The organism is Natronoarchaeum rubrum, from assembly GCF_024494695.1.
Genome location: NZ_JANHDP010000001.1, coordinates 628,282 through 644,114, shown reverse-complemented (window position 1 = coordinate 644,114; position 15,833 = coordinate 628,282). Strand labels below are relative to the sequence as shown.

General features: G+C 67.2%; 14 protein-coding genes. 8 read left to right on the top strand and 6 right to left on the bottom strand.

The window, feature by feature from the left end:
• Positions 1-2: 2 nt before the first annotated feature.
• Together NO931_RS03385 and NO931_RS03380 are read left to right on the top strand one after the other, a co-directional pair.
• Positions 3-1,775: a TraB/GumN family protein gene (locus tag NO931_RS03385; RefSeq protein ID WP_256391213.1), complete on the top strand. Its 1,773-nt coding sequence runs from the start codon at positions 3-5 to the stop codon at positions 1,773-1,775.
• Position 1,776: 1 nt separating this feature from the next.
• On the top strand, positions 1,777-2,418 hold the full coding sequence (locus NO931_RS03380; protein WP_256391212.1) for a zinc metalloprotease: 642 nt from the start codon (positions 1,777-1,779) through the stop codon (positions 2,416-2,418).
• A gap of 41 nt (positions 2,419-2,459) precedes the next feature.
• Here the strand turns inward: NO931_RS03380 and NO931_RS03375 are convergent, their stop codons facing one another.
• Together NO931_RS03375 and NO931_RS03370 are read right to left on the bottom strand one after the other, a co-directional pair.
• On the bottom strand, positions 2,460-3,107 hold the full coding sequence (locus tag NO931_RS03375; RefSeq protein ID WP_256391211.1) for a hypothetical protein: 648 nt from the start codon (positions 3,105-3,107) through the stop codon (positions 2,460-2,462).
• 97 nt (positions 3,108-3,204) lie between these two features.
• Positions 3,205-3,456 (bottom strand): MTH865 family protein, encoded by a 252-nt coding sequence (locus tag NO931_RS03370; RefSeq protein ID WP_256391210.1) that lies wholly within the window; start codon positions 3,454-3,456, stop codon positions 3,205-3,207.
• 111 nt (positions 3,457-3,567) lie between these two features.
• On the opposite strand from NO931_RS03370, the gene NO931_RS03365 reads away from it, so the two are divergent.
• Positions 3,568-4,701 carry an AI-2E family transporter gene (locus tag NO931_RS03365; protein ID WP_256391209.1) on the top strand — a complete coding sequence of 378 codons (1,134 nt, stop codon included), beginning with the start codon at positions 3,568-3,570 and terminating at the stop codon, positions 4,699-4,701.
• A 32-nt stretch (positions 4,702-4,733) separates the two neighbouring features.
• Here the strand turns inward: NO931_RS03365 and NO931_RS03360 are convergent, their stop codons facing one another.
• The 3 genes from NO931_RS03360 to thyA form a co-directional block, all read right to left on the bottom strand.
• Complete coding sequence (locus NO931_RS03360) at positions 4,734-6,869, bottom strand: thioredoxin domain-containing protein (RefSeq protein WP_256391208.1); 2,136 nt, start codon at positions 6,867-6,869, stop codon at positions 4,734-4,736.
• Between the two features lie 147 nt (positions 6,870-7,016).
• The gene (locus NO931_RS03355) at positions 7,017-7,571 is read right to left on the bottom strand and encodes a dihydrofolate reductase (RefSeq protein ID WP_256391207.1); all 555 of its coding nucleotides are present in this window, start codon (positions 7,569-7,571) and stop codon (positions 7,017-7,019) included.
• Positions 7,572-8,561 (bottom strand): thymidylate synthase, encoded by a 990-nt coding sequence (thyA, locus tag NO931_RS03350; RefSeq protein ID WP_256391206.1) that lies wholly within the window; start codon positions 8,559-8,561, stop codon positions 7,572-7,574.
• A gap of 157 nt (positions 8,562-8,718) precedes the next feature.
• Between thyA and NO931_RS03345 the strand changes: the two genes are divergently transcribed.
• The gene (locus tag NO931_RS03345) at positions 8,719-9,138 is read left to right on the top strand and encodes a DUF7522 family protein (protein WP_256391205.1); all 420 of its coding nucleotides are present in this window, start codon (positions 8,719-8,721) and stop codon (positions 9,136-9,138) included.
• A 29-nt stretch (positions 9,139-9,167) separates the two neighbouring features.
• Here the strand turns inward: NO931_RS03345 and treF are convergent, their stop codons facing one another.
• Positions 9,168-10,682, bottom strand: a complete 1,515-nt coding sequence (treF, locus tag NO931_RS03340; RefSeq protein ID WP_256391204.1) for an alpha,alpha-trehalase TreF — start codon at positions 10,680-10,682, stop codon at positions 9,168-9,170.
• Between the two features lie 174 nt (positions 10,683-10,856).
• On the opposite strand from treF, the gene purD reads away from it, so the two are divergent.
• From purD to NO931_RS03320, 4 genes are all read left to right on the top strand, one after another.
• Positions 10,857-12,146, top strand: a complete 1,290-nt coding sequence (gene purD / locus NO931_RS03335; protein WP_256391203.1) for a phosphoribosylamine--glycine ligase — start codon at positions 10,857-10,859, stop codon at positions 12,144-12,146.
• 96 nt (positions 12,147-12,242) lie between these two features.
• The gene (locus NO931_RS03330) at positions 12,243-13,493 is read left to right on the top strand and encodes a GNAT family N-acetyltransferase (protein WP_256391202.1); all 1,251 of its coding nucleotides are present in this window, start codon (positions 12,243-12,245) and stop codon (positions 13,491-13,493) included.
• 70 nt (positions 13,494-13,563) lie between these two features.
• On the top strand, positions 13,564-14,112 hold the full coding sequence (locus tag NO931_RS03325; protein WP_375142021.1) for an acyltransferase: 549 nt from the start codon (positions 13,564-13,566) through the stop codon (positions 14,110-14,112).
• A 421-nt stretch (positions 14,113-14,533) separates the two neighbouring features.
• The gene (locus tag NO931_RS03320) at positions 14,534-15,763 is read left to right on the top strand and encodes an orc1/cdc6 family replication initiation protein (RefSeq protein ID WP_256391200.1); all 1,230 of its coding nucleotides are present in this window, start codon (positions 14,534-14,536) and stop codon (positions 15,761-15,763) included.
• The last annotated feature ends 70 nt before the right edge of the window (positions 15,764-15,833 follow it).

Genomic DNA, 15,833 nt, shown 5'->3' with positions numbered 1-15,833 from the left:
AGATGACAGAGCCTGCGGAGTCGGATCCCGCGTCGCCGGACGCCGACGCGCCCGGCAGCGTGAGCGTGGTCGGCACCGCCCACGTGTCGGCCGAGAGCGCCGAGCGGGTCGAATCGGAGATCCGCGAGCGCCGGCCCGACGTCGTCGCCGTGGAACTCGACGAGGGGCGCTACCGCCAGATGAAAGGCGAGGCGCCCGAGGACATCGAGGCCAAGGACCTGCTGGGCGGCAACACCGTGTTCCAGTTTCTCGCCTACTGGATGCTCTCCTACGTCCAGACGCAGATGGGCGATCGCTTCGATATCGAACCCGGCGCCGACATGAAGGCCGCCATCGAGACGGCCGAGGAGTTCGGACTCGGCGTCGCGCTGGTCGACCGGGACATTCAGGTGACGATGCAGCGGTTCTGGACCAGACTCTCGCTCGGCGAGAAGTTCAAGCTCGTCGGCGGGCTCGCTGTCGGCATCACCGACCCGCTGACGCTCGGGATCGTCGGCGGTGCCGGCATCGGGATGATACTGGGCGCCGTGTTCGGTCAGTTCCTCGCGCCGGCGCTGGGGCTGGGCGGCCTGTTCGCGCTCGGCGTGACGAGCGCCGCGGCCCTCCAGATCCTCGGTGGCCTCGTCGGCGGCGCGGCGGTCGGCCTCGGCGTCGGCCTGTTCGCGTTGCCCTCGATCCGCCCGCCGGGGTCGCTCGCGGACACGTTCGACGCGTTCACCTTTCGCCTGCTCGTCGGCGCCGTCGGCGGCGCCGTCGCGGGGCTCGCACTCGCGGTTGCGGACCCGCTTCCCGCGGGCATCCTCGGGTCGGGAACGTTCCTGACCGTCGGCGAGACGGTGATTCGGCTGCTTTCGGGCGCAGCGCTGGGCGGCCTCGTCGGGCTCGCGGTCGGCGCCGTCGCCGGCTTCGTACTTTCGACCGGCGTCGAGGACGCCGACGATATGGATCTCGACGACGACTTCGACATCGAGGATCTGACCGACGGCGACGTCGTCACCGCGATGATGGAGGAGTTCCGTCGCTTCAGCCCGCGGGGCGCCGAGGCGCTGATCGACGAGCGCGACGCATTCATCGCCCACAAGCTCCACGCGCTACGGGAGCAGGGTCACACCGTCGTCGCGGTCGTCGGCGCCGGCCACCGCGCCGGCATCGAGCGCTACCTCGACCATCCCGAGGAGCTGCCCGAAATCGAGTCGATATCGGAAACGGCGTCCGGACGCCGCTTCTCGATCGGCAAGATCGTCGGCTACCTGTTCACGCTGGGCTTCGCGGCCTTTTTCGTCCTCCTGTTGATGGCCGGCGTTCAGGACACGTTCCTGCTGAAGCTGTTCGGCGCGTGGTTCCTGATCAACGGCGTCTTCGCGTTCGGGATGGCCCGGCTCGCCGGCGCGCGCTGGTCGAGCGCGGGCGTCGGCGGCGCGGTCGCCTGGCTCACCAGCATCAACCCGCTGCTCGCGCCGGGCTGGTTCGCGGGCTACGTCGAACTGCGACATCGCCCCGTGAACGTCGGCGACATCCAGCAGCTCAATCAGATCCTCGACGACACCGAGAGTCCGATCCCCGACCTGATCGGGCGAATGTTCGACGTGCCGCTGTTCCGGCTGATCATGATCGTCGCGATGACGAACATCGGCAGCATCGTCGCCAGCTTCCTGTTCCTGACCGTCGTCATCCCGGCGATGGCGCCGGAGATCGGCGGCGTCAGCGGCGTCATGTCCGAACTGGTCGCAGGCGCGCGCAACAGCGCCGAACTGATCGCGGAGCTGGTGACCTGAGATGGCGGGCGCACGCAGATCCGGACGACGCGGCGGCCAGTCGCTGTCCTTTAGCAACCGCGAACTGCGGGATCTCGCAGTCGCGTGGACCGTGCTCTCGGCCGCGTTCGCCGTCTTCCTGACCGGGCCGTCGGCGATCGGCGCCGCCGGGTTCGTCGACGTTGTCGTCCTCTGTATCGTGACGGTCGGCGTCGGCTTCATGCTCCACGAGCTCGCCCACAAGGTCGTCGCGGTCCGGTTCGGCCAGCTCGCCGAGTTCCGGGCCGACTACAGCATGCTATTCCTGGCGCTGATGGGCGCGTTCATCGGGTTCATCTTCGCCGCGCCGGGCGCCGTCTACCACCGCGGCCGGATCACGCCCCGCGAGAACGGGCTGATCGCCGTCGCCGGGCCGGTGACGAACCTGCTACTGGCGGCGATCTTCCTTCCTCTCGCGTTCGCGCCGATCGAGTTCCTCGCGAGCGTCGGCGCGTTCGGCGTGTTCATCAACGTCTTTCTCGCCGCGTTCAACATGATCCCGTTCGGCCCGCTCGACGGGAAAACGGTGATCGCGTGGAGCAAGCTGGTCTTTGTTGCGGTGTTCGGCGTGTCCGCCGTCGCGGCGTACTTAGCGTTCACGCGACTCGGCTGGCTGCCGGTGTAAAAGAGACGCGGCGGCGTCCTGCCGTTTTTTCGACTGACGGCTCAGTAGTTCTTGAACAGCAGCGCGCGCACGTCGTCTTTCGTGTTGGCCGTCTCGGTCGAGCCGTCCGGGAGATCGACCTCGTAGCGCGCGTCGCCCGACCCCTCGCGCCACTTCTCCTCGTGGGTGTCGAGCAGTTGCATCATCGTGTTCAGGCGATCGCCGCCGCCGCCCGGCGTCGGCGCCGCGGCCGGTTCGGCGTCTTCGTCTTCGGTATCGTCGGCGTCCGCATCCTCGTCTTCGGCATCCTCGGCGTCTTCGGCGTCCTCGTCGGTGTCTTCGGCGTCGGATTCTGCATCGGACTCCTCGTCGACTGGCGCGCCGGCTTCGTCACCGGTTTCGGGGTCGGCGTCCTCCGCGTTCTCTTCGTCCGATTCGTCGGCGGTGTCGGTGCCCTCGGTTGCGTCCCCGGGATCGTCCGCAGATCCGTCGTCGGCCGAGCCCTCGTCGACGCTGTCACCGATTTCTTGGGTAGCCGGTGCGCCCGAATCGGCGGCGTCGAGATCGGCCGCCGCTCCCTCTCTGCTGTCGATCAGGAACTGGAGCGCGTCTGTTAGGCGCACGTGTCCGTAGACGACGTCTTCCTCTAGCTCCCCGCGCAGATCCTCGAGATACTCGCGTTGGTCGTCCGTGATTTCTATCTCCGGCATGCACGTCTCTCCGGATCGGACCTATAAATAATCTAGCGGGAGTTCGACGGTTCTGCGACCGCGGCGCGTTACTCGTGGGACGAACGGCCCGTTCGGATCAGATGTGACCGTTCTCCTCGAGTTCTTCGAGGACGTCGTCGACGAACCCGTCGGCCGAGTCGTAGGGGAAGTCCCCGCCGGAGAGCTTGGTGTTCAGCTCCATGGCGGTCATCGAGAAGTCGCCCGACTCGAACTTGGTGCCCGGACCGTTCGGCAGCGCGGGGACCAGGTCCATCGGACTGGAGATCGGGTAGTCAGCGCCCTCGAAGGCGTCGATCATCTGCTCTCGGAGTTCGGCTTTGTCTGCCATGTGAAAACAGTCGTACCGCGATAAATATTAAACTTTGGTGTAGTTGGGCGGTCGGCGGGTCGCGCCCGCGCGAGGCGGGCCTTTATGCTACCGCCGGGACAAGCGGGCGCCATGAAACGTCAGCAGGCGTTCCTGCTCGGCTGTATCGCGGTGGCGGCGGTCGTCTCGCTGGCGGTCGTCCTCCCCTTTATCGAGTACGTGCTCGGTGCGGTCGTGCTCGCGTATCTGTTGATGCCGCTGCACGGGCGGCTGTCGGACCGCGTCGGCGGCCGGCTCTCAGCGGTGCTGTTGATCCTGTCGTCGGTCGTCGCCGTGGTCGTCCCGCTGCTGTTCGTCGCGCTGCGGCTGTACCGCGACATGCGGGCGCTGGCGAGGGGCAACATCGATCTCCAGATCGCCGCCGTCGAGGCCACGCTCGCGGAGGAGTTCGGCATCGAGGTGAAGGTCGAACCGCTGCTCCAGACGGCGGGGCAGGATGCGCTTGACCTGCTGAGCGGAAGCGTGGGAGACGTGTTCGCCACCGCGATGCACACCGGGATGGGCTTCGGACTGCTCTTTTTCCTCGTCTACTACACGCTCCGCGACGGTCCCGCGCTCGTCGAGTGGACCAAGGAACACTCGCCGCTCTCGCGGGAAATCTCCGACGAGCTGTACGGGCAGATCGAGCAGACGACCTGGGGCGTCGTGATCGGGCACCTCGTCGTCGCGGTGATTCAGGGGCTCATCGGCGGTCTCGGGCTGTGGCTGGCGGGCATCCCGAAAGTGGTCTTCTGGACGTTCGTGATGATCATCCTCGGCCTCCTGCCGCTGATCGGCGCCTTCGCCGTCTGGGGCGCGGCGTCCGCCTATCTCGTCGCGATCGGCGACACCGCGAACGGCCTGCTGCTGGCGGCCTACGGCCTGCTGGTGGTCAGCTCGGTCGACAACTTCGTCCGGCCGATCGTGATCGATCGCCGCGCGAATCTCAATCCCGGGCTGATCCTGCTGGGCGTGTTCGGCGGCGTCTACGTGCTCGGGTTCGTCGGGCTGTTCGTCGGCCCGGTCGTACTGGGCGTCCTCACCGCCACCGTCAAGACGTACGTCGAAGGGTACGAGAAAGTGATCGAGCCAGTTCCGGACGACGACGCCGCGGACGACGAGTCGGTGTCGCCGGACGCCGCCCCCCGGTCGAGCGAGAGCACGGACGGAACCGGCGGGATGCCGGAGACGGACGGACTAACCGACGGCGTCGACTCCGTCGAGTGATGGGCCGTCGCCGCTGACCGGACTCCCGGCGCTCAGGCGTCCGGTGCGAGATCCTCGGCCCACTCCAGCGCGTCCGCGATGTCGTGGACCGGCGGCGAGCAGGTAAAGGAGCGACAGGCGTACAGCGTCGGCCGGTCGTCGACGTGCTCGCGCTCGGCCCAGATCGGCGGCGCTTCGTCGAGATCGAGCCGTTCGAGCCACTCCTCCAGTTCGTCGTCTGTCGCGGGCCGGGGCGCAATCAGTCGATCGGGGAGGTACGTCTCGGCGAGTCGCTCGCGCCACTCTTCGGGGAATCGTTCGCCGGCGGCGGTCAGTTCGAGCGAACCAGTGTCGAGCCGGTCGGCACAGAGCAGGAGCGACGTGTACTCCATCGGACTGGAGGTCGCGCGCTGGCCGTGGGTTTCGACGACCGTCTCGGCGATCTCGCCGAACCGGTCGTGGCCGACGAACTGATCGAGCGAGAGCAACACGTCGACGGCGACGCCGAGACTCGACGGCGTCGACTGGTCGCGCAGCTCCTGCGGGCGGGTCACGAGCGACTCGCCGCTCGCGGGCGTGTAGTAGATCGTCCCCTCGTCGGCGTCCCAGAACTCCCGCTCGATCGCGCGCGCAAGCTTCAGGGCGAACGCGAGGTGATCGACGTCGCCGGAGGTCTGGAACAGGTCGAACGCGCCCCGTGCGAGGAAGGCGTAGTCCTCCAGGTAGCCGTCGATCTTGACGTCGCCGTCCTTGAACCGGCGCGATAGCCGCTGGGATTCGGCGTCCCACAGTTTTCCGCGGACGAACGCCAGCGCGTCGTCGGCCAGCGACGACCAGCGATCGTCGAGCACGAACCCGCCCTCCGCGAGCGCCGAAATGAGAAGACCGTTCCAGCCGGCGAGCACCTTCTCGTCGCGGCGCGGCCGGACGCGCTCTTCCCGGGCGTCGTAGAGCTGTTCGCGGGCGCGTTCCAGCCGGTCGCGGACCTCGCCCTCGTCGAGGTCGTGCTCGTCGGCCAGCGTCTCGACGCTCTCCGAGAGAGTCAGCACCGTCCGGCCGCCCTCGAAGTTGCCCGAGTCGGTGACGCCGAAGCGATCGATCGCGAGGTCGGCGAGTTCGTCGTCGACGGCGTCGCGCACCTCTGCGGGCGTCCAGACGTAGAACTTCCCTTCCTCGCCCTCGCTCTGGGCGTCGAGCGTGCTGTAGAACCCGCCCCGATCACGCCCGCCGACGCCGTCGGGGTGGGTCAGTTCGCGCTCGACGAACTCGAACGTGTCCTCGGCGACGCGGGCGTAGCGCTCCTCGCCCGTGGCCTGATACCCCGCGAGGTACGCTCGCGGGAGTTCGGCGTTGTCGTACAGCATCTTCTCGAAGTGCGGCACGATCCACTCGCGGTCGGTCGCGTACCGGTGGAAGCCGCCGCCGACGTGGTCGTACATCCCCCGATCGGCCATCGCGTCGAGCGTCTCGCGGGCGACCTCGCGGTACGCGTCCTCGCCGGTCCGGTCGTACGCTCGCAGGAGAAGGTGGATTCGCGAGGGATGGGGGAACTTCGGGCCGTCCGAGCCGAACCCGCCGTGGTCGCGGTCGGCCGCCCTGACCGCGGTGCTGGCCGCGTCGGTCAGGGCGCTCTCGTCGGGGCGTTCGCCGGGCTGGTCTGGCGTCTCCTCGAGTTGGCCCTTCGCGGCCTGGGTCCACTGCTCGGCGCGGTTCTCCATCTCCTCGCGGTCCTCGCCCCAGGAGTTCGCGATGTTGTCGAGCAGGTTGGTGAAGCCGGGCGCGCCGCGCTTGGGCTCCTTGGGGAAGTAGGTCCCGACGTAGAACGGCTTCCCCTCGGGCGTCAGCCACGCCGAGAGCGGCCAGCCGCCGCGGCCGCTGACCAGCTGGCAAACCGTCTGGTACACCGAGTCCAGATCGGGGCGCTCCTCGCGGTCGACCTTGATCGGGACGAAGTTCTCGTTGAGCTGCTCGGCGACGGCTTCGTCCTCGAAGCTCTCCTCCTCCATGACGTGACACCAGTGACACGCCGAGTAGCCGACCGACAGGAAGATCGGGACGTCGCGCTCGCGGGCGGCTTCGAGCGCCTGCTCGTCCCAGGGCTGCCAGTTGACCGGGTTGTCGGCGTGCTGCCGGAGGTACGGGCTCTCCTCCTCGTCGAGCCGATTGCGATCGGTGGGGGCGTCGCTCATGGCTCCACGTACGGCGTTTGACGGTAAAAGGCCGTCCTCATCGGACGCGACGGCGTCAGCGAGACGCCGCTTTCGCCGCGGCGCCGGGTCCCGCACAGCGGCGCCTCCGCCGCGGCGTCACGACGCCGATGCGAAGCGACCCACCGCTCAGTCGACGAACGCCGACTCGGCGTCGGCGTCGCGCGCGTACTCGACGAACGCGAACCCGTCGCGCTCGTCGCGTTCGAGTTCGACCCACAGCCCGCGGTCCCAGTCCGGGAAGTACGTGTCACCGTCGTACCGTTCGTGGACCTCGGTCAGCATCAGTCGGTCGGCGTCGGGCAGGAACTGCTCGTACACCGTCGCGCCGCCGATCACGAAGGCGCGCTCGTCGGGACTCTCATCGGCATCCTCGTCGGCGGCGTCGTTCCGCCGGTCGAGCGCGTTCTCCGCCGCGGCGAGCGCGGCATCGGTGTCGTCGACGACGATCACGTCCTCGGGCGCGTCGACGCCGCTCCGACTGAGCACGACGTTCGTCCGGTCGGGCAGCGGCCCGCCGAGATCCTCGGCGATGCTCTCGTAGGTCACGCGGCCCATGATCACCGGGTGGCCCGTCGTCGCGCGCTTGAAGTGCGCCAGATCCTCGGGGATGTGCCAGGCCATCTCCCCCTCGACGCCGATGACGCCGTTCTCCGCGACCGCCGCGATGACGACCAGCTCCATCTACTCGGCCACCTTGAACGAGATGCCGGGGTGTGAGTCGTAGTCCCGCAGTTCGACGTCCTCGTACGCCAACTCGTCCAGCGGCTTGTCGGCGACGTGGATCTCGGGGCGATCGAGCGGCTCGCGGGCGAGCTGTTCGAGCAGGCCCGGAACGTGGTCGTACCCCTCGCCCTCGGGCGCCGTCGCTTCGAGCCATGACTTCACGTCGCGGTACTCCTCGTCGGACTCGACGGCGGCGAGGCGCTCCTTGAGCGCCGAGAGGTTCTCCTCGTACCACGCGCCCCGGTCGCCCTTCCCGCAGTAGATGTGGGAGTCGACGACGGTGTGGGCGAACTTGCCGACCTCGAAGCCGGTGCGCTGGGCGATCGCGGTCGCCAGCAGCGAGTACGCCGCGATGTTGAACGGAACCCCGAGCGCGACGTCGCCCGAGCGCTGCGTGAGGTGGACGTTCAGGCGGTCTCCCTGCACGTTGAACACGAACGAGTAGTGACACGGCGGCAGCGTCGAGACGGCCGCGTTCGCAGGGTGCCACGCGTTGACGACGATCCGGCGCGAGCGGGGGTTCTCCCGCAACTGGTCGAGCGCGTACTGGATCTGGTCGAACGTCCGCTCGTCCTCGTTGACCCAGCGGTGGTCCTCGTCGGGCCACGTCTCGCCGTCCAGACCCTCCTCGGGGTAGGGGAAGCGGCGCCAGAATCGTCCGTAGGCGGTGTCGAGGCGCCCCTCGTCGTCGGCCCACGCGTCCCAGATGCCGGTCTCCTCGCGGAGCGATCGGATGTGTTCCTCGCCGGAGAGATACCAGAGGAACTCGTGAATCAGCGAGTTCCACCGGTAGCCGTCCATCTGCTTGGTCGTCAGGAGGGGAAAGCCCTCCCGAAGGTCGACCTCGTAGTGACGGCTGAACGCCGAGACGGTGTCGACCCCCGTCCGGTTGGGCTTGTACGCGCCCTCCGTGAGGACGGAGTCGACGAGATCCAGGTACTCCTGCATTAGCGACTAGGTGCCGGTCGGGCCTCAAAGTAGGTGTCGGTCGGCGCGCGCGAAACGAGTTCCGCGATCGCGCCGCGCGGCTCGATCGCTTCGGACCTGTCACGGATCGAGCGGCTCGCAGGCAACAGTTGATGCCCTCTGCGAGCGTATACTCACCATGGTATCGACCACAACGACCACCGAATTCGACGAGACCATCGCAAGTGCCTGCCGGACCGCAGTCGGCGACTCCCTGCGGACGGTGATCTACTTCACGCCTGACAGCTTCGACGTGCTGTACGTTCGGGACGACCTCTACGACGGGGAAGAGGAGGCCGTCCGGCGCGTCAAGGAGTTGTTCGTCGAGAACGAGCGGATCGGGTTCGGCGACGCCGAGACCTACCGGAAGCTGACCCCCGAACCGAACGTCGAACCCGACGTCGGCGAGTACCAGTTCACGATGCGCATCTTCGAGTACGGTTTCCTCAGCCGCGTGATCGAGGGTGACCGGGGAGTGCTCACTACCACGGACGGCCTCCAGATCGACGCGTTCAAAGAACTCGCCGTCACGCTCCGGAAACTCCTCGCGGAGGCGTGATCCGCCCCGCGGCATCGGCCTTTGCCCGCTCAGGCTGTCGGCGGATGTTCGAGGTCGAACCGCTCTTTCAGCGCCACGGTGACGCCGTTGGTCCAGCCGAACCCGTCCTGCAGGGGGTACTCCCCGCCGCCGGCGCGAAGCGTCGTGTCGCAGACGTTGTACTTCTCGACTAACTTTCCGGTCCGATCGAACACGTCCTCGACCAGCCGAACCCAGCGCGTCGCGATCTCTCGTGCGAGGTCGTCGTGCCCGTACCGCTCCAGTCCGATCACGGCGAGCCAGTGGAGGGGCGCCCAACCGTTCGGCGCGTCCCACTGTTGGCCAGTCTCGGAGAGCGTCGTGACCAACCCGCCCTCGCGGAGGAACTTCGACTCGAGCGCGTCCGCGACCGCGTCGGCCTGCTCGTCGTCTGCGAGGCCGAAGAAAAGTGGCGAGATGGCCGCGAGCGTCCACGTTTCGGATCGCCGGTCCGCGGACACGTCGTAGTCGAAGTAGAAACCCGCGTCCGCGTCCCAGCAGTGCTCGTTGACGGCGTCGGCCCTGGAAGTGGCCGCCGCCGCGTAGCGGCCGGCCCTGTCGTCGTCGCCCGCGGCGTCGAACCACCGCGCGAGCGACGACTCGACGCCGTACAACGTCGCGTTGAGATCGACGGGGACCAGATCCGTAGTGCGAATCGTCGTCAAGTCGTCGCCGCGACACCACCGCCCGCTGAAGTCCCAGCCAGATTCGCAGGCGGCTCGTACGTCTCTAAAGAGGTCCGCGTCGTCGCGGTCGGTCGCCCGCTCGGCGAGCGCCACGTCTTCCCGGTAGGACTCGGGGCGCGGCGTCGCGGCGTCGTCCCAGTAGCGGTTGAGCGTCCCGTCGGCCAGGGTAACGACTCGCCGAGTCGACGACGAGGGAGCGCTCAGAGATTCCCGGCCGTCCATCCAGAACTCGTACTCGCGTTCGAGCACCCGGAGGTGCGGTTCGACGGCGTCGAACCCGCACTCGCGTTCGAGCACCCCCAGTAGCGAGGCGAACATCGGCGGCTGGGAGCGCGTTCGGTAGTACTCGCGGTTCGCGTTGGGGACGTGCCCGTACTCCTCGATCAGCCACGCGAAGTTCTCGACGAGGTCTTCGACTCTTTCGAGGTTCCCGCAGGCCGCGAGCCCCTCCGCGGTGAAATAGCTGTCCCAGTAGTACAGTTCGCGAAATCGCCCGCCGGGCGTGACGTACGGTTCCGGGACCCGGATCAGAGATCCGCGCTTGGCGGCGATCGAGGCCGGCTCTACGACGAGCAGCGGCCAGAGTCGACGGACGTGTTCCTCGACGGTGTCGGCATCCGTCGGAACCCCCGACGCTGCGGTCTGGGGCTGCCTGAAGTGGTCCTCGACGAAGGACTCTAGATCGAACCCGGAGTCGTCGCGTCGCACCTCGAACCGACGGCGGATCTCCTCCGGGTCCGTCAGAGGAACGCTGTCGACGAAGGTCTTCGAGTCATCGAACGTGCCGCCGCGCTGCACCGCCTCGAAGAGGGCGCCGTCGAGGTGAGCGGGTACATCCATCGTTCGGTATAGTTGCGGGGTGGTAGTTCATACTTTCGGCTAGTTACTAACACCTGTTGTAAACTAATCTGCCTCGGAAGTCGGATCCGGGTCGTCCGATCACCAGCACGATCTTGTACACTCCGAACCGGTGAAACAGCAACCTTTACACTACCGTGCGTACCCGTTCCGGGTATGACAGAGACCGTACTGCTGGTCGGCGGCGGCGGCCGGGAGCACGCGATCGCGCGCGCACTGTCCGAGTCCGACGCAGCCCTGTACGCTTGCGCCGGCAACCGGAACCCCGGCATCGCCGAGATCGCCGCGGGCGTCGAGACGCTCGACACGACCGATCCCGAAGCGGTCGTCGAGTACGCCGAATCGGTCGACGCGACGCTCGCCGTGGTCGGTCCCGAGGCGCCGCTGGCCGCGGGCGTGGCCGACGCGCTCGACGACGCCGGCGTCTACGCCTTCGGCCCGCAGGAAGCCGAAGCCCGGATCGAGACGGACAAGTCGTTCCAGCGCGAATTCATGGCCGAGAACGACGTCTCGGGCTGTCCGGACTTCGAGGTCTTCGAGGACGGCGAGGCCGCCTGCGAGTATATCGACGAGTACGACGGCGACCTCGTGATCAAACCCGCCGGCCTCACCGGCGGGAAGGGCGTGAAAGTCATCGGCGATCAGGTCACCGCCGAGGAAGGGAAAGAGTACATCCGCGAGTCCGAGTACGATCGGATCGTCCTCGAGGAGCGGCTAGTCGGCGAGGAGTTCACGGTTCAGGGCTTCGTCGCCAACGGTTCCCTGCGGATCACGCCGGCCGTGCAGGACCACAAGCGCGCCTACGAGGGTGACGAAGGGCCCAACACCGGCGGGATGGGCAGTTACAGCGACGCCTCGTTCCAGTTGCCGTTCATGCACGAGGGCGACTCCGCCGAGGCGCTGGCGATCATGCGCGAGGTCGTCGACGCGCTCGATGGCTACAAGGGCGTCCTCTACGGCCAGTTCATGCTCACCGCGGACGGCATCAAGGTCGTCGAGTTCAACGCGCGCTTCGGCGACCCCGAGGCGATGAACACGCTGCCGGTGCTGGAGACGGACTTCCTCGACGTGCTGGTCGCGGCCCGCGAGGGCGAGGCGCTGCCCGAACTCGACTTCGCCGAGCACGCGACCGTCTGCAAGTACGCCGTCCCCGACGGCTATCCAACCGATCCCGACGCCGGAGCGAAGGTCACGATCAGCGACGAGAACGCCGGCGACGCGATCCTCTACTACGCCAGCGTGGACGCCCGCGAGGACGGTATCTACACCACGACCTCCCGATCCTACGCCGTCGTGGGCGTCGCCGATTCGATCACCGAAGCCGAGGAGATCGCCGAGGACGCGCTCGAACGCGCCGGCACCGACGGGCTACGCGTCCGCCACGACATCGGCAAACCCGATCTGGTTCAACAGCGGATCGACCACATCGAGCAACTCCGCGAGTAGGTGCCGTATACTCGCCATTTAGTTGCGTTAATTTAGTTTTACTTTCTAGTTACTTGTAGCATAACTAAACATCATCTCCGCGGAATGATGGTGTAGATGAGCAAACCGACAACGTCGGACAGCGGGTCGAAGCCGACCGCCTCGTCCGAGCAGGCGATGCAGGGGCGCGCCGGGCGCACGGAACCGGGGTCGGTCCAGGGCGACGCGACGACGAGCGACGGGTACGTGGTTCGCCCGTATCGGCCGGGCGACCGGGCACAGTTCCTCGAACTGTACGACGACGTGTTCGACGCCTCCCGAAGCGAGGAGTGGTTCTCGTGGCGGTACGGCGGCCCGTACGCCGACCGACCGCGGATGTTCGTCGCCGAGCGAAACGGCGAACTCGTGGGCGCCGAGCCGTTCATTTCGTTTTCGATGCGAGCCGGTGACGGGGCTGAGCTGGCGATCCAGCCGGCCGACGCGATGGTCCACCCGGACCACCGTCGGAACGGGCTCCTCACCCGGATGACCGAGCAGGCGCTCGACTACTTCGAGGATCGAGAGCCGTCGTTCGTGTTCAACTTCCCCAACGAGGAAGCGAAGAGCGCCTACCTCAAGCTCGGCTGGGTCGAGGTCGGAACCGTCGCCACGGCGTACCGCATCCACAACCCCTCGGCGTTCTTCGAGGCGTTCGGCGACCGCGTCGACGGCGTCGCGGGGCCCGCCGCCGATTCCGTCGTGGGCTCGGCCGCCGACGCCGGCGCGAGCGCGTTCAACCGCCTCCGGGAGGTCGTCGCGGCGACCGGCGACGGCGACGCCGCGTCGGCAATCGACGTTCGGCGTCGCGACGGCGTCCCGGCGGATCGGTTGGCGTCGCTGTACGAATCGGCGGTCCCGGGTCGCATCCACACGCCTCGTACCGAGGCGTTTCTCGACTGGCGCTACGCGAACCCGAACTGGTCGGTTCGCACGTACACCGCCGGGCGCGACGGCGACCTCGACGCGGCGATCGTCACGGCCGTAGAGCGGAGCGGAGATATGACGTGTCTCAAACTGCTCGACGCGTTCCCGCTGGTCGGGCAGAACGAACGGTCGGACGCGTTCGACGCGCTCGTCGCAGCTGCGGTGAGCGATCACGCCGACGCCGACGTCGTGGCCACCGCCGAGGATACGCTTCCGTCGCCGGTGCTCGACGCCCACGGGTTCTTCCGGGACGACCACCCACCGCTGTCGCTGTTCGGCTCGCTGACCGCGGTCGTCGCGCGGCCGCTGTCGCTCCGCGAGCCGGCGTCGTGGACCGTCGGCGACCGCACCCTCCCGGAGCGGCGAGACTGGCGGCTGCCGTTCGCCGAACAGGACTGCTCGTAGCGCCCCGGGAACGCCGAATTCACCTCGCCGCCGGACGCCGACCAGTTTAAATATCGAGTGCCCGAACTGATTGATAGTGAGCGACGACCCGCGCCACGAACGGCTCGCCCGCCACGGGACGGCCGGCCCGCTGAACTCGCTGCGCCACTGGCCCGAGGCTCGCCACCCGCTGCGGGTGATGCTCAACTACGTAGTGATCGTGATCTGCCGGATCTCCCCGAGCCTGCGGCTCAAGAGCTGGTTGCTGCGTCGCATCGGCGTCACGGTCGGCGAGGGCGTCTCGTGGGGGCTCGAATCGACGCCGGACGTGTTCTGGCCCGATCGGATCACCGTCGAGGATCACGCGATCATCGGCTACGACGCCACGCTCCTGTGCCACGAGTTCCTGCAGGACGAGTACCGGCTGGGCGACGTCGTCGTCGGCGAGCGCGCGATGATCGGCGCCGGCGCGATCGTGCTTCCCGGCGTCGAGATCGGCGCCGGAGCGCAGGTCGCGGCCAACTCGCTGGTCGTCGAGGACGTCCCGCCCGGCGAGACGGTTGCGGGCGTACCGGCTCGGCCGCTCTCGGAATCTCGCGATTCGACGTCCGACGACGGCAACGCGCCGCCGGAGGACTAGATTCGAGGCGCGCTGCAACGCTTTTCGAGGCGCGCTGCAACGCCCGTGAGTCCGGGACGCCCACCCGTCGTTTCCGCTGTTCTGCAGCGGCCGAAGGGCCCGAGTGCTGGGAGACGCACCCGTCGTTTCCGCTGTTCTACAGCAGTTGAGAGATCGCCGAGAGTGCGGAGCGTTCGGCTGTCGCCGAGGTCACGGAGCGTTTTGGTTCGGCTGTCGCCGAGAGTACAGAGCGTTTTGGTTCGGCTGTCACCGAGGGCACGGAGCATTCTGGATTCGGATGTCGCCGAGAGGTCCCCGCGGAACCCGCTCGTCGCGGCCCGGGGAACAGCGGAAACGACGGGTAGCCAACAATATATACTTGACGGAACATCGGAAACAGCGGAACGGAGGTTTTATAATAGATTCGCCCTTCCGATCGCACGTGTCGCGGAAGTCGCCTTTCAACACGACTCAGAACATATTCACTGACCGCGACGTCTTCGACGTCGAAGGGTTCCAGCCCGAGGAACTCATCGAACGGGACGAGCAGATCAACGAGTACGCCTCGGCGCTCGAACCCGTCCTCAACGGCTGGCGGCCCAACAACATCTTCATTTACGGCAAGACGGGGACAGGAAAGACCGCCACCACGAGGTACATGCTCGACTGGCTTCGACGGGACGTCCGGAGCCACAACGAGGATCGCGACGGCGACGAGATCGACCTCTCGATCGTCTATCTCAACTGCGAGGCGCTGACGTCGTCGTATCAAGTCGCCGTCGAACTCCTGAACGAGCTGCGCGACGATCACAATCAGGTTGCCACGCGCGGACACGCCCCCAGCGACATCTACAACTGGCTGTTCGAGGAACTGGACGAGATCGGCGGCGTCGTCCTGACGGTGCTCGACGAGGTCGACAACGTCGGCGACGACGACACGATCCTCTACAAGCTCTCCCGTCCCGAGATCGAGAACGCGACTCTCGGCGTCGTCGGGATCAGCAACGACTTCTCGTTTCGGGACGACCTCTCCGCGAAGGTCAAAGATTCGCTGTGCGAGAAGGAGATCCTCTTTCCCGCTTACGAGTCCGAGGAACTGCGGGAGATCCTGTTCCAGCGCGCCGAAAAGGGCCTCCACGCCGACGCGTACGACACGGCGCCGGTGGCGCTGTCGGCCGCGTACGCCGCACAGGACAAGGGAAGCGCCCGACAGGCTATCGACATCCTGCGCGAGGCCGGCGACATCGCCCGCCGCGAGGACGCCGACGAGATCACCGAAGAGCACGTCGAGGAGGCGAAAGGCGTCGTCGAGCGCGGGCGCGTCTCGGAGATGATCCAGGGGCTGTCGCCACACGGCCAGTACGCCCTCCACGCGCTGGCGATCGCCGAGCGCCGGGACGAGACCCCGATCCGTACGAAGGATCTCTACGAGTTCTACGGCTCGATCTGCAACCAGCACGCGACCGATCCGCTCTCTGCCCGCGCGCTGCGGGACCACATGTCCGAGATCGACCTGATCGGGCTGGCGACGGTCGACAAGAAAAACGCCGGACGCGCCGGCGGGAAGTACAAGCAGTACGAACTCGACGTCAAAGTCGACCGCGTCGTCGAGGCATTCGCGGAAACCGACGCCGTCGAGGTCGACGAGAACTCCTACCAGTCGACGCTGTGAGAATCGCCCGGATCGTTGACGGAGACCAACGGAACGTTGACCGAGAACAGCGGAAATGACGGGTGGGTGT

Coding starts and splice junctions, on each gene's coding strand:
- NO931_RS03385 (WP_256391213.1), top strand. CDS start 3: ATGACAGAGCCTGCGGAGTCGGATCCCGCGTCGCCGGACGCCGACGCG.
- NO931_RS03355 (WP_256391207.1), bottom strand. CDS start 7,571: ATGGAGCTGGTCGTCATCGCGGCGGTCGCGGAGAACGGCGTCATCGGC.
- purD (WP_256391203.1), top strand. CDS start 10,857: ATGACAGAGACCGTACTGCTGGTCGGCGGCGGCGGCCGGGAGCACGCG.
- NO931_RS03365 (WP_256391209.1), top strand. CDS start 3,568: ATGAAACGTCAGCAGGCGTTCCTGCTCGGCTGTATCGCGGTGGCGGCG.
- treF (WP_256391204.1), bottom strand. CDS start 10,682: ATGGATGTACCCGCTCACCTCGACGGCGCCCTCTTCGAGGCGGTGCAG.
- NO931_RS03380 (WP_256391212.1), top strand. CDS start 1,777: ATGGCGGGCGCACGCAGATCCGGACGACGCGGCGGCCAGTCGCTGTCC.
- NO931_RS03345 (WP_256391205.1), top strand. CDS start 8,719: ATGGTATCGACCACAACGACCACCGAATTCGACGAGACCATCGCAAGT.
- NO931_RS03370 (WP_256391210.1), bottom strand. CDS start 3,456: ATGGCAGACAAAGCCGAACTCCGAGAGCAGATGATCGACGCCTTCGAG.
- thyA (WP_256391206.1), bottom strand. CDS start 8,561: ATGCAGGAGTACCTGGATCTCGTCGACTCCGTCCTCACGGAGGGCGCG.
- NO931_RS03330 (WP_256391202.1), top strand. CDS start 12,243: ATGAGCAAACCGACAACGTCGGACAGCGGGTCGAAGCCGACCGCCTCG.
- NO931_RS03375 (WP_256391211.1), bottom strand. CDS start 3,107: ATGCCGGAGATAGAAATCACGGACGACCAACGCGAGTATCTCGAGGAT.
- NO931_RS03360 (WP_256391208.1), bottom strand. CDS start 6,869: ATGAGCGACGCCCCCACCGATCGCAATCGGCTCGACGAGGAGGAGAGC.